This window comes from Paenibacillus sp. 4624, from assembly GCF_050435065.1.
GTDB classification, from domain to species: domain Bacteria; phylum Bacillota; class Bacilli; order Paenibacillales; family Paenibacillaceae; genus Paenibacillus; species Paenibacillus amylolyticus_D.
This window is the reverse complement of sequence record NZ_JBNDJR010000003.1, coordinates 504,199-517,807: the sequence shown is the minus strand read 5'-3', so window position 1 is coordinate 517,807 and position 13,609 is coordinate 504,199. Positions and strand designations below refer to the sequence as shown.

Sequence of the window (13,609 nt, the reverse complement as noted above, 5' to 3'; positions counted from 1 at the left end):
TTTTGACGAATCTCACATCCTTGAAATCCTTCCCTTACAACTGTAGAGACTATCTCTATTTTATACCATCAAACCCAGATCAAGATTTAAGCTGCTGCAGTAGCTGAACACGATAAGCTTCGCTCTCAAGGGATTGAATCTCTTTATATTCTGCATCAGTCAAAATTTTAGGTTCGCCTGTAGCCTTGGCAATCATATATACCTTGGCACTTTCCTCTACCACTTGTGTTCGGTAATAGGCTTCACGCAGGTTTTTACCTGTCGTAACCAGACCGTGATTGACGAGAATTAGGGCAGAATGTTCGGTCACCTTAGCAGCAACGGCATCGGCGAGAAGCTTGGTCGTTGGCAGTACATAAGGCACAAATCCGATATCTCCAACCAGGGCGGATTGATCGGGGAACAGGTGCGGAAGATGGTCAAAAATTAGACTGAGGGCTATCGTGTACGCCGGGTGCGTATGCACAATAGCCTGAATATCCGGGTTTGCGCGATAGCAAAACAGATGCATAAGCACTTCAGATGAAGGACGGCTGGCTCCTGCTTGCGTCTCACCTGTCTCTATATCAATTGCGATCCACTCATTGGGCTCTAGTTCCTCTAGCGCGAACCCGCTTGGAGATAAAAGCATCGTATTACCTGAGCGTGCACTAATGTTACCTCCAGGCCCGACAACAAGTCCTTGGGTTACCGCCTTACGGGCATATTTGGTTAGTTCTTCTCTAATCTGCTGTTCAGACAAGTTTCTCCCACTCCTTTATTGCTGGTGTTGTTCCAGTCGGTTGAATTTTCGGTACTTTCCATATGCTTCTTGCCAGCACTCCGCATCTTGAGGTGTATATATCTCCGTATCGAAGGAGGCCGATACAATGTCACGAATCTCCGACAAACCGCCTACTTCACCAAGAGCCACATATTGAAGCAGGCAATTGCCAGCCGAGGATGCCTCAACAGGTCCAGCAATTAACGGAACACCCGTAGCATTTGCAGTAAACTGACAGAGCATGCGATTGCGCACACCACCGCCAACCATATGAATCACAGGAGGTCTTATGCCTGTAATCTGTTCAAGCTCATCCAACGTCTGCCTGAACTCCAGTGCCAAACTTTCCAATATACAGCGAACGATGGCTCCTGCGGTTTCGGGAACCGTTTGGAACGTGCGCTCGCAATACTGTCTGATTCGTTTAGGCATGTCTCCTGGGACCATGAAAACATCATCTCCCGGCGATACCACAGATTGATGTGCCTCTGCTGATGCAGCAAGCTGGATTAGCTCTTCATGAGAGTGTACTCGATTTTCCCGTTCCCACTGGCGTTTACACTCCTGAAGCAACCACAGACCTGAACGATTTTTCAGCGTTCTCACCTTACCGTTCACGGTTCCTTCATTCGTAAATCCAAGCTCAAGAGCCTGCTCACTTAATACAGGTGAATCACGCTCAACCCCCATAAGGGACCATGTTCCACAGCTAATAAATGCATAGTTCGATTCAGTAGCCGGGATTGCCGCCAGTGCTGAAGCCGTATCATGTGATCCCACTGAAACAACTTTCATAGGGGCGATGTGCAGTTCTCTAACCAGATCGTCTGATAAATGACCAAGTACGGTTCCTGAGTGAACCAATCGTGGAAATAACGATGCAGGTAAGCCGAGTCGGCTCATTAATGGTTCATTCCATTTCACTTCCCCGCTATGCAACAAACCACTGGTGCTTGCTATCGTATACTCGCACGCTTGCTCGCCAGACAGATAATAGTTAAACAGATCCGGCAGGAATAATGCACGTGTATCAGCATCGGGGTCCATTGTACTGTCTTGTGCTTTGATCTTACTATCCTGAAGGTCACCGAATAATTGAAATATCGTATTGATCTGCTGAGGTAACACCCCCGACATCGCATAAAGTTCTTGTTCACTAACTATCTCAAGTACATCGTTCATGGATTTCGCATGACGTGCATCACGATAATGACGGGGATTGCCACGTAATCTTCCCGCATGATCAATCAGTCCGTAATCCACACCCCATGTATCCACCGCAATGGATTTTATTCGTCCTGACATTCCTTCAGTGCCTTTGCGTATCCCTTGCTTCAACTCGTAGAATAAACGAAGGAAATCCCAGTACAGTTCATTCCGAAGCTGAACCGGCTCATTAGGAAAGCGATGAACCTCATGCAGCGTCAGTCTGCGCCCATCTAAAGAGCCCCGTACAACTCGACCACTGCCAGCACCAAAATCTGCAGCAAGCACAGATGCAGCCTGATTGCTCATATGAAAGCCTCCTTAGCTCGCTCAGCAACTCAACGATACAACGGTCCAAATACATGACAAGCGCGATAATCTGCACTCTCCGGCTCACTTGTACCAAACAGTCCCCATGCACGCGGACGGAAAACTTCTGTCTCAGGTACATTGTGCATATTTACGGGTATACGCAGCATCGATGCTAAGGTAATCAGATCAGCACCAATGTGTCCATAAGAGATGGAACCATGATTCGCTCCCCATTGATTCATCACCTCATACACCGAAGTAAACGCTCCGGAGCCCGTAAGAATTGGAGCAAACCAGGTCGATGGCCAAGTTGGATCAGTGCGCTGATCCAGCGTGTCATGAACATGCTCTGGCAAGTCCACCGTGTAACCTTGGGCAATCTGAAGCACGGGTCCCAATCCCTTAACGAGATTCAGACGGGTCATGGTCACAGGCATACCGCCTTTGGTCAAAAAGTCAGCCGAGTATCCTCCACCGCGGAAATACTCAACCGAAGCCGGTCTCCATGAAGTCGCTTTCAGGCAACTCTGGACTTCTTCGTCCGTAATTTCCCAGTAAGGCTTGAGCACAGGCTTGCCATCTCTCGTTTGCTCCCCAGTCCCATCAAGGGCAGCAGAGCCGGAGTTAATCAGATGTAGAATTCCCGCTGCCCCGTGCCCTTCCAGTTGATGTCCAGTCACACGCTTGACCGAATCAGGGCTCCAATACGTGCGCACATCAGCAAAAATCTGAGCCGTGTGTGTCAGTAGTGAACCAAACAACATGGATACACCGTTTAAACTGTCATTCTCCGTTGCCACAAGATAGGGTGCGCGTTTACCATTCCAATCGAACGTGGAATTCAGTATGGATTCTAGGAAATCTCCATTAGGCGCATGATCCGTCCATTGCCTCTGGCCTTGGAAACCAGAAACAATGGCATGATGACCCATAGCTTCCTCATCATATCCAAGTGAAGCAAGCTTTGGATTGCCTGCCATCAGATCTCGTACAATTTGCGTCATTTTAACAACCGTTTCCCACTCGTCGTCTTTACGTTTTCGATCGGACTGAAGATGCTCCGGATTGTTATCCGGTCCTTCACCGCAATAATCCTTCACCCAGGCAAGTGCCCGCTCGTATTCCTCAGGATCATAGATTTCTTCTTCGATCCTCCGTGTCAATTCGCTCATATCCACATATTCGTTTCGCATGCCCAGATATTCCTGGAAAAAAGAATCATTCACGATGGAACCTGCAATCCCCATCGACACGGAGCCAATGGACAAATACGCCTGCCCCTTCATTGTGGCCGCCGCAAGTCCAGCACGGCTAAACCGAAGTAACTTGTCGCGCACATCATCTGGAATGGTAGTATCACCGCCGTCCTGAACATCTTCACCGTATATGCCGAACGCAGGAATCCCTTTCTGTGCATGTGCAGACAGCACAGCAGCCAAATATACGGCTCCTGGCCGCTCTGTGCCGTTAAAGCCCCAGATAGCCGTTGGTATCGACGGTGACATATCCATCGTTTCCGTACCATAACACCAGCAAGGCGTGACCGTAATCGTTACACCCACATTCGAACGGCTGAACAACGCCGCTGCGGACGCTGCTTCGGCGACACCGCCGATACAGGTCTCCGCGACCACGCATTCGACTGGAGAACCATCGGCATAACGAAGCTCGGATGAGATCAGCTCAGCTACTGACGTTGCCATGCGCATCGTTTGTTCTTCCAATGACTCACGCACACCCTTGCGTCTGCCATCTATTGTGGGACGAATACCAATCTTGGGAAAAGGCTGATGATAACGATAATCTGAATGAGTCATGCGAGAACGTCCTCCTTTTAGTGCATTTCAATAAATGCATGTGGAATTGAGAATATTCTGACTGAACGATGAGCGACAAAAGAAAAAGAAATCAGATCATACTACCGGGTGAACATTTGCCGATAACCACACACGTTGAATATTTGAATGCGTTTACATAACTCTCTAAAAAAATAAACCACTCTCATTAATCATCATCCAATGTCATTCACTGTACCTTGGTGGACAATGAAACCATCATGAAAAATAACGAGAACGGTCGCTGTGTTGAGTAAATAAATGAATTTATAGAGATCATTTTGCAGAAATAACCTATAGAACGATTTATCTTAACTATACTTAAATCAGACTAAAACAGAGCTTAATCCAGCAATTTAAAGACCAGTTAAGATCATAAAATGTCTCTGAGGGTTATCGGTAACCCAAACATACCACGCACCTATGTTGCTGTCAATTACCATTATCCATTAAAATGAAAGGACTATGCTGTGGAAAGGTTCGATTCCATTTGATTACAATCTATGATATTGCCAAAAAAGCAAATGTCTCTGCGATGACTGTCTCCAAAGTCATTAATCGCACAGGTCGCATCAGCACGGCTACACGTGAACGTGTGCAGCAGGTCATCGATGAACTGGGCTATATCCCAAACTCCAATGCACGAAGTCTGGTGCTGCAGCGAACTCATATGCTGTCTCTGCTAATTACGGACATTACCAACCCTTTCTATACAACGCTGGCCCGTGGAGCCGAGGATGCTGCGCATCTTCGGGGTTATCGTGTTTTATTTGGCAACAGTGACGAGGATTATCGAAAAGAAAAAGAGTATGTGGAGGCAATCCTGTCGACGCGGGTAGATGGCGTGCTCTTTGCACCCGCGGGAGATCGCTCTCTCCCCCATCTGCAACAGTTGCAGGCTCGAAACATTCCATTTGTGTTTTTGGATCGAACCGTGCCCGGAATCACTTCAGATGTGATTGCTGGAGACAGCCGTGAAGGCGCAATAGAGCTCATACGTTACCTTATTGAACTTGGACACGAGCACATTGCACTGGTCAACGGGTCTTCTGAAGTTTCGACTGCCAGACTGCGTGAAGATGGTTATATCGAAGGACTGAAGGAAGCAGGGATAACACCTGATCCTTCACTTATACTTCGTACAAGCTATCGTGATTTTAGTGATGATGAAGGGTTGGAACGTTTGCTTTCCAGATCACAGCAACCTACAGCTATTTTTGCGGCAAACAACATGCTGGCGATTGGAGTGATCCGTCTGCTTCGCAAACGAGGACTTAGAGTACCCGAGGATATCTCTGTCGTTTGTTTCGATGACCTTGATCTGGCTTCTGCCTTTGATCCTTTTCTGACCGTCATTGCACAACCTGCTTATGAATTCGGATACCAAGGGATGCAGATGCTGATTGACCGGATTGAAGGAAAACTGTCACCTGCCGCTGAAACGATGATTTTACCTTCCAAGCTGCGAATACGTACATCGGCTTCTGTTCCGCCTACTAATTGATGATATACAAGTTGAACTAGAGATTTTGCACAGTCCACTCCGATGACAGAGTTCAAGTAAGAATACAAAAAACAGGACGTACCCGAGATCGTATCTCTGGTCATCCTGTTTTTTATGATCAATTTAAGCTTTTAGTTGAGTACAAGCGTATCTCTATAGCTCACTTATAATAACGGACAGGTCCATCTCTTGGCATGATTATCGTTCTGACTGCAATGCAAGAGCGATCTCACGCACAAGACCCGGAAACCAATCCATAAGCGCTTCAAACGCATACCCTGCGTGTTCTGCTTTGGATGTGTCCATCGTCCATGATTGCTGCACTCCGAAAGGCGACATATCTTCGTCCACGGTTTGCTTCAGAATCTGAGCCTGCATGCCCGTCACCGTTTCAATTAACTGCATCACCGCCGAGAGGTTAATCGCCCCCTTGGACGCGGCATTCACAGGTCCAGTTAACGACACATTCCCAAGCCAGGCAAGGAATCTCGCAGCTTCCGTTGAATTAATAAATGCAATCTCGGCATCGGGATTCGGCATACCTATCGGTTTTCCCTGTTGTACATGTTTGATATGAAAATGAAGCCTTCTCGTATAATCATCCATACCAAGTACGATAGGAATGCGCATTGCCGCTACCGGGAAGGTCGCCGTTTGGAAAAAAACAGCTTCGGCAAGGCGTTTGCCTTCACCATAGGCAAAGTCCTCCTTGTTACCATACTGCAGCGGATACGTATATGGATCAAAATCCGTTTCCACAAATCCTTCTCTTGGTTCTCCATACACCGAAAGTGTAGAGGTTAACACATATCTTTTAGTATGTCCGGCAAATGCTTCACATGCAGCCTTGGCTTCATTCGGAGAGTAACAGATATTATCGTAAACGATATCCCACTCATCCGACTGTGCAACCTCTGCTACAGACTGCGGGTCTTCCCGATCCATCCGGATTCGCTTCACTTCCGCTCCGAAATCGACCTCTGTCTGTCCACGAGTCGCAACCGTGATCTCGGACTTCCCCTCCCAGATCAAATGATCCACAAGTCGTTTACCGAAGAAACGTGTACCTCCAAGAATAAGAACCTTTTTCATCTCGTTTCCCTCCAATCTTAATCTGTCTAAAGTGAAGGCTTTCTTATCCGAAGCATCGTATGAGCATTACGCTGAAATTCATATGACGTTCTAACTTCAGATAGGAGATAGCCCTTATTTTCCAAAAACATCTTCAGCTCATCCATATATTCATAACGCTTGCCTGACAGATCTACTGTGGGAAAAATACGTACTTCATGCTTTGTCACACGCAGCATCTCCAGCAACGTTCCAACATGAAAATCAAAATTCAACCGATTTGCATAGGTAAATAAGAAATGTGCGGATAAGGTCAAATCAAACTGCTCATCATTGAAAGGCAAATCAGGCAATACCGTTGCCACGTAACATTCAGGATAATGCCTCATATCTTCCATACAATCCGTAATCGCGCGCAATCGTTCTTCCCTCAACCCTTCAATCGTTCCGAATTGATCCCAGACATACTTCCCTTGAACAGCATGGATCTGTTTCATCGTATGTTCAATATCCTGAAAACCCTTCGTTCCAAGTTCATTCATGTCATACTGGTAAGCGATATCTGCCGCTACAGAATGAGCACCATGTTTCCGAGCCCGACTACTGAACGAACATGCGCCTCCAGGGCAATCCAGGATGTACTGGCCTGCAAGCTCATCCGTAGTCAGATCAAACATACTCATGTATTCCTCAAACGTTCTTCCTATAAAAACAATCTGGGACAGCTCCAGACCGCTCTCTTCATGCTGATGCATCTGTTTGCCGTGCTTCCTGTCTGTGCTGTCTTCTGAATGTTCCCGTTCTTCTCTGCTCTTCTGATCGTTCACGATCCTCTGCTCTTCTCGGCTCATCTCGTTCGCTTCCTCTCTTATACACTCTCTCGTTTAATCATTGGGGAAAACAAGACCAATCTGTTGCCTGATCTGATCCATCACCTTCATCGTTTGATGGGAGCGTTCGTACGTGTTCATAGTGGATTCTAATTTTCCTTGTTGCACCAGATTCACGAACTCCTCCACTTCATAATACATCGCGGGATGTTGCTGTTCCACCGTCAATACCTCAATCGTGCCATCATTATAACGAATTTCTGCATGTTCAGGCGATCCAATCTTGTCGATGATGATACTTCCGCGCTCGCCCATAATTTCGCTAGGTACATGCGAATTGGAGATTTTGGAGTAGGTCACGACGGCATCCATTCCGTCATAATTCAGCAACACACTTCCTTGCCCATCTACGCCGGATTCCAGCATCATGGCTTGAGATTGAACCTGGTTTGGTGCTCCAAATAACGTGATGAGTGGATATAAACAATACACACCCAGATCCATTAACGCCCCGTTAGCGAGCTCAGGCTTGAAGGCGTTTAACACGATACCTTCCTTATACTTGTCATAACGCGAAGAATACTGCGAATAACCCGCTATGTACTTGCGAACAGGGCCGATTTTGGGCAAATGCTTCTCTACACTTTTAAACACGGGAACGAGCGTTGACTTCATCGCTTCCATCAGCAGCACATCATGCTTGCGAGCTGTCTCGATCATACTGTGTACTTCTGACGCATTAGCCGCAAGAGGTTTCTCACACAGTACATGCTTGCCGTGTCTCAGAAAAAGCTCCGCCTGTTGTGCATGCAGTGTATTCGGCGTCGCAATATATACTGCGTCCAGCGTATCACTGGCTGCCATCTCTTCCAAATCCGTAAAACGATAAGCTGCATCATATCGGTCTGCAAATGCATTAGCCTTATCCTCTGTTCGCGAATATACCGCAGTAAGCTCAAACCCTTGCACTTGAACTGCAGATTCCAGCAACCTTTCCGTAATCCAGTTGGTACCTACTACACCGAATCGAACCATGTCTATCTACCTCTTTCTTCTATGACTGATGTTTGTTATTTGTTGTTATTTGTTCAATGGTTAGATAATAAGATGATCTCTGCTTCATAACCTATCCTATACATTGTAGCGTATATTTCAGCAGGAATGAAGAAAGAGCCCGTCTCATTCCTACATAAGGGTTCAAGAATATCGATATCTTGCGATTTCAATTCAAAACTTCGTCATTTCCCGATCATGCAGGGTATAATTAAAGCAGAGGTGAACCTTATGAAACCTACACAGCAAAATGATGAACTGCCCACATCGATTCCCCATGATTACTGGGAAGCGATAATCCAGAATGATCACACGTACGATGGTACGTTTTTCTATGCAGTACAAACAACCGGTATTTTCTGCCGCCCCTCGTGCAAATCAAGAGCGCCGAAATCAGGCAATGTCCTGATTTTTCGTCATGCAGAACAAGCGCTGGCTCACAAATTCAGACCTTGCAAACGCTGTAAACCTACAGGAGAACGCGTGCCAGACCAGGAGTGGATTCACGGGGTTACCGAATATATTGATAAACACTATGCCGAACCGTTAGCGCTCGATGTACTTGCTGCTGTAAGCCATGGGAGTCCGTACCACCTGCATCGGGTGTTTAAACGCATTACGGGTCAAACCCCGGTTCAATATATCCAAGCCAAACGGATCAGCGTAGCACAAACCCTTCTTATACGTACACATCTAACCGTCAACGAAATCGCACGTCAAGTAGGGATATCTAATCCGGCTTATTTTATTTCCGTTTTTCGTAAACATACCGGATATACTCCTGCATATTACAGGGAAAGACATGACCGCTTATGAAGACTCAATTCGCTTACAAGGTGCCCAAGACGTTATTAAACAAAGGCACTGGCTTCCTGAATGGTTACACCCACACCTTGAATCCTTATACGGGTTGCACTTTCGGATGTTCCTACTGTTACGTTAGACAGATGCCTGTCAACTTATTTCGTAAGGAAGACTGGGGTAGCTGGGTAGATGTGAAAAAAGAAGCCTCCGGTATTCTCGCCAAAGAATTGCAACGAGCCCGTAAGAAAGGAAAAGTAACGATTTTCATGTCGTCCAGCACCGACCCGTATCAATCCGTCGAAGCTCAGGAACAAATCACACGTTCATTGCTGGAAACGATGCTGATCGAACCGCCGGATTTTGTTTTGGTGCAGACCCGAAGTCCGCTGGTTACTCGTGATATTGATGTCCTGCAGAAGCTTGGTGAACGTGTGCGAGTGAGCATGACCGTGGAGACGGATCAAGACGATATTAGGAAGCACTTTACCCCCTCTGCGCCACCTATTGCAGGTCGCTTACGTGCGCTTAAACAACTACGAGATGCTGGTATCCCGACTCAAGCTGCTATTGCGCCTGTATTGCCGAGCAGTGAACAGTTTGCCTCTATGCTTAGACCGCTCGTTCAACGTGTGTGCATTGATGATTATTTTATGGGTGACGGCAGTGAGGGCAAGCGGACACGGAGACTTGGGATGGAGGCTCTTTATCAGGAGGTCGGAATGCAGCATTGGTATCAGCCGCAGGCTTACCAAACGGTTGTGGAACGAATGAAGATGCATTTTGCAGAACAGGAGATCTATATTAGTCAGGCCGGATTTGAGCCTTGATTTTAAATACATTTTGTTAAATGTCAGATCAAACAACGGTAATCTCTGCAGTGTACTCTTGGTACACAAAACAGCCTCTTTCCCAGTTTCTTGGAAAGAGGCTGTTTGTTTATCTCGGGAAGAAGTTATGCATTCCTTACTGATCCAGCGTATATAGTGGCAGGTTCACTGGTAACGCTGCTGGGCGCTGACATGTGCTCTGCATCTTGTAAAAGGTCTGCTCATCCGATGAGTCATGGAAAGCCCACATGGCTTCAAGCACATGGTAGGCCAGCTCGCCGCTCGCCCGGTGTGCTCGACCACGTTGAACAGCATACGCCATATCCGCGACGCCAATGCCACGCGTATTTTGCTGGTATCCTGGAAGAAGCGGGGCTTCTGTCCATTCATGCTCACCCATCAAACGATAACGCACTGGACCGCCGAAGGTATTCGGGTCAGGGACTTGTAACGTGCCATGCGTTCCGTAAATCTCAATCGGAGGCAATGCACTTCCGCCAAATACATCAAAGCTTGTAATCAGCGTACCGATGGCTCCCTGCTCAAATTGAAGCAGACCGGTGACATGGGTTGGAATGTCAACGGGGATGATCTGGCCTCTCTTTTTCTCACTCGTAATCGTTCGTTCTGTCATCGCTTTACCCGTCATTCCCGCAATGGACTTAATGGGTCCCAACAATTGAACAAGCGCCGTCAGATAATAAGGCCCCATATCGAACATCGGGCCCCCGCCGCTGGCATAATAGAATTCCGGATCGGGATGCCAGAACTCATGTCCACGGCTCATCATGAAGGCTGTTGCTGCTACCGGTTTACCGATGATACCATCCTCTACGAGCTGCAGTGCTGTCTGAATGCCTGAACCGAAGAAGGTTTCAGGTGCGCAGCCTACGAGGAGGCCTTTACGTTTGGCTGTTTCAAGTACAGCGTGCCCTTCTTCACGGGTAACCGCGAGCGGTTTTTCGACATAAACGTGTTTGCCCGATTCCAGCGCACGTATGCATACTTCGGCATGAACGGCAGGAATCGTCAGATTGATGATCAGCTCGATCTCGGGACTCGCGAACATTTCATCCACGGAAAATACATTTGGAACGTTATAAGCCGCGGCCTGCTCCTCTGCACGCTGCCGATCCAGGTCAGCGACCGCAACCAGCTCAAGCACCTCAAAACGGTGACAGTTCTCCATATAAATGCCGCTGATTTTACCACAGCCGATAATACCTACTTTCATTGTTTTCATGCTTTTACTCCCCTCGCCGTGGATCTGTTATGTGGTTATACGCTCTCTTATGCATTTCTTGTGAGTACGAACTCACAAAGTTACTAGGCTGCTGAACAAAAACATTAGGTTTGGTTGTCTGCCATGCCTGTGTATACCTCAGTCGTCGCATCGGTTTTGCAGCTCTTCGCCAGTTCCTTGCCTGCGGCTGTCCAGAGGAAACCACTGCGCATCATCTCGGTTACGGGTTTCATATCTACGATGTCTGCATGGTGTCCCAGTGAATTGTAAAATACACGGCCTGCACCCCAGCGCTTCGTCCACGCTACAGGCATATCGACAGGCCCATTGGCGGCGTGAGGCCCGGATACAATCGGGAAACGGGTGGTTGCCAGCACTTCTACAGCCGGGTCAACGTGCAAGTAATACTGCTCACTTTTCACCTGAAAATCTTCAATATGTTCGAAAAGCGGGCTGGAGCCTCGCTTCATATTCACCATATATTCCACTCCATCGTTACCTGGATGGGCTACCCACTGTCCACCCGTCATAAACTGCCAGTCTACGTTGTTACGGAATGCGTCACACATCCCGCCATGCAGACCTGCAAGGCCCACACCGCTCTGTACAGCCGCTGAAACGTTATTCACCAGTTCTTGCTCAATCTGCCCCATTGTCCATAGAGGCACAATCAGATCCAGACCGAGCAACTTCTCTGCGTCCGCATACGACTCCAAGGTGCCAGAGACTTCGACTTCGAACTGCTCTTCCTTTAAGATGCGCTCAAAAATGGCTGCTACTTGTTCCGGCTCATGTCCATCCCAGCCGCCCCATACAATCAGTGCTTTTTTCATCGCTAGATCCTCGCTTTCGATTCATTCAATTTGGGTCGTTCCTTGGATCTGAATATCTGATTCGGACTGCATCTCTACCAGTCTCTTCTGAATTTATTTTCTGTTTTTGTCTTCAAACCTTATCTCTTCGTATCTCGTTATTACATCGTTACATCTCTTCAAGAGTTACCCAGCGACGCTCCGTTACCGAACGTTCTACGGCTTCAAGTACCGCTTGACACGCAACCCCATCATGGAAGTTTGGCGACGGCTGGCGGCCCTCCGAAATAGCGGTTACAAGTTCCAACATTTCATGTGTAAACGTGTGTTCAAAACCAATCGTATGTCCCGCAGGCCACCAAGCCTCGGCATATTTATGCGCAGGATCGGTAGCGAGTACGCGGCGGAAGCCCTGTACATCCTCGTCATCCTTCGTAAAATAAACTTCCAGTTCGTTCATACGTTCAAAGTCAAACCGCACACTGCCCAAGCTGCCGTTAATCTCAAAAGAGTTCGTGCTACGATGGCCGGCAGCGAATCGAGTCGCTTCAAAACTGCCAAGCGCCCCGCCTGCGAATCTAGCCAGGAACAACGTGGCGTCATCCACTGTTACCTCACCTTTAGGTGCATCTGCACTTGAACTTCCCTTAGCACTAAGACCTGTCATCTCGGAAGCGAGCGGACGTTCTTTGATAAACGTTTCACTCATGCCAATAACCTCCTGGAACTCACCAACGAGGAAACGAGCGAGATCAATCAAATGAGCACCGAGATCACCATGTGAACCGGAACCTGCGACGTCTTTTTGCAGACGCCATACGAGCGGGAAGTTCGGGTCCAGAATCCAGTCCTGAAGGAAAAACGCACGGAAATGATAGATTTTGCCCAAACGTCCGCTTTCGATCAGATCCTTTGCCAGCTGAACGGCTGGGGAGAAACGATAGTTGAAGCCAACCATATGGGTTATACCAGCCTCTTCTGCTGCTTGAAGCATCTCACGTGAGTCAGCCAGCGAGAGTGCGAGTGGTTTCTCACAGAACAAATGCTTGCCTTGACGAGCTGCTTCCAGTGCAATTTCCTTATGAGCATCACTTGGAGCATTAATATCAATGAGATCGATGTCATCCCGCTTGACCAGTTCACGCCAATCCGTGACACTTTCAGCCCAGCCAAATTGGTTTGCCGCCGCCTGAACTCCCTGCTCATTTCGACCGCAAATGACAGACATTTCAGGCTGTAGCGGTGCAGATGGGAAAAACATGGGCAGACTGCGATATGCATTGCTATGAGCCTTTCCCATAAATTTGTATCCAACCATTCCTACACGAACACGTTTTGACATAATCATT

12 protein-coding genes are annotated in these 13,609 nt (G+C 47.6%); 3 read left to right on the top strand and 9 right to left on the bottom strand.

The window, feature by feature from the left end:
• Positions 1-79 precede the first annotated feature (79 nt).
• From ABIE27_RS10115 to ABIE27_RS10105, 3 genes are read right to left on the bottom strand one after another with little or no spacing between them, the layout of a single operon-like run.
• Entirely contained in the window at positions 80-742 is a 663-nt protein-coding gene (locus ABIE27_RS10115) for a class II aldolase/adducin family protein (RefSeq protein WP_429350480.1), read from the bottom strand.
• Positions 743-757: 15 nt separating this feature from the next.
• Positions 758-2,278, bottom strand: coding sequence for a rhamnulokinase (locus tag ABIE27_RS10110; protein WP_429350479.1), 1,521 nt, complete (start codon positions 2,276-2,278; stop codon positions 758-760).
• 29 nt (positions 2,279-2,307) lie between these two features.
• On the bottom strand, positions 2,308-4,098 hold the full coding sequence (locus tag ABIE27_RS10105; protein ID WP_429350478.1) for an L-fucose isomerase: 1,791 nt from the start codon (positions 4,096-4,098) through the stop codon (positions 2,308-2,310).
• A gap of 508 nt (positions 4,099-4,606) precedes the next feature.
• Here ABIE27_RS10105 and ABIE27_RS10100 point away from each other — a divergent pair.
• Positions 4,607-5,620, top strand: coding sequence for a LacI family DNA-binding transcriptional regulator (locus ABIE27_RS10100; RefSeq protein WP_123066488.1), 1,014 nt, complete (start codon positions 4,607-4,609; stop codon positions 5,618-5,620).
• Between the two features lie 198 nt (positions 5,621-5,818).
• Here the strand turns inward: ABIE27_RS10100 and ABIE27_RS10095 are convergent, their stop codons facing one another.
• From ABIE27_RS10095 to ABIE27_RS10085, 3 genes are read right to left on the bottom strand one after another with little or no spacing between them, the layout of a single operon-like run.
• A complete protein-coding gene (locus ABIE27_RS10095) occupies positions 5,819-6,712 on the bottom strand; it encodes an NAD-dependent epimerase/dehydratase family protein (RefSeq protein WP_429350477.1) in 894 nt (297 codons plus the stop codon).
• 26 nt (positions 6,713-6,738) lie between these two features.
• Positions 6,739-7,542: an SAM-dependent methyltransferase gene (locus ABIE27_RS10090; protein ID WP_429350476.1), complete on the bottom strand. Its 804-nt coding sequence runs from the start codon at positions 7,540-7,542 to the stop codon at positions 6,739-6,741.
• A gap of 33 nt (positions 7,543-7,575) precedes the next feature.
• Positions 7,576-8,556 (bottom strand): Gfo/Idh/MocA family protein, encoded by a 981-nt coding sequence (locus tag ABIE27_RS10085; protein ID WP_429350475.1) that lies wholly within the window; start codon positions 8,554-8,556, stop codon positions 7,576-7,578.
• 249 nt (positions 8,557-8,805) lie between these two features.
• Between ABIE27_RS10085 and ABIE27_RS10080 the strand changes: the two genes are divergently transcribed.
• Together ABIE27_RS10080 and ABIE27_RS10075 are read left to right on the top strand one after the other, a co-directional pair.
• Positions 8,806-9,390: a bifunctional transcriptional activator/DNA repair enzyme AdaA gene (locus tag ABIE27_RS10080; RefSeq protein ID WP_123066491.1), complete on the top strand. Its 585-nt coding sequence runs from the start codon at positions 8,806-8,808 to the stop codon at positions 9,388-9,390.
• On the top strand, positions 9,387-10,205 hold the full coding sequence (locus ABIE27_RS10075) for an SPL family radical SAM protein (RefSeq protein WP_123066492.1): 819 nt from the start codon (positions 9,387-9,389) through the stop codon (positions 10,203-10,205). Before ABIE27_RS10080 ends, ABIE27_RS10075 begins: the two co-directional genes overlap by 4 nt.
• A 136-nt stretch (positions 10,206-10,341) precedes the next feature.
• Here the strand turns inward: ABIE27_RS10075 and ABIE27_RS10070 are convergent, their stop codons facing one another.
• The 3 genes from ABIE27_RS10070 to ABIE27_RS10060 form a co-directional block, all read right to left on the bottom strand.
• The gene (locus ABIE27_RS10070; RefSeq protein ID WP_429350474.1) at positions 10,342-11,448 is read right to left on the bottom strand and encodes a Gfo/Idh/MocA family protein; all 1,107 of its coding nucleotides are present in this window, start codon (positions 11,446-11,448) and stop codon (positions 10,342-10,344) included.
• A 104-nt stretch (positions 11,449-11,552) separates the two neighbouring features.
• Positions 11,553-12,281, bottom strand: coding sequence for a ThuA domain-containing protein (locus ABIE27_RS10065; RefSeq protein WP_123066494.1), 729 nt, complete (start codon positions 12,279-12,281; stop codon positions 11,553-11,555).
• 148 nt (positions 12,282-12,429) lie between these two features.
• Positions 12,430-13,602, bottom strand: a complete 1,173-nt coding sequence (locus tag ABIE27_RS10060; protein WP_123066495.1) for a Gfo/Idh/MocA family protein — start codon at positions 13,600-13,602, stop codon at positions 12,430-12,432.
• Positions 13,603-13,609: the final 7 nt, after the last annotated feature.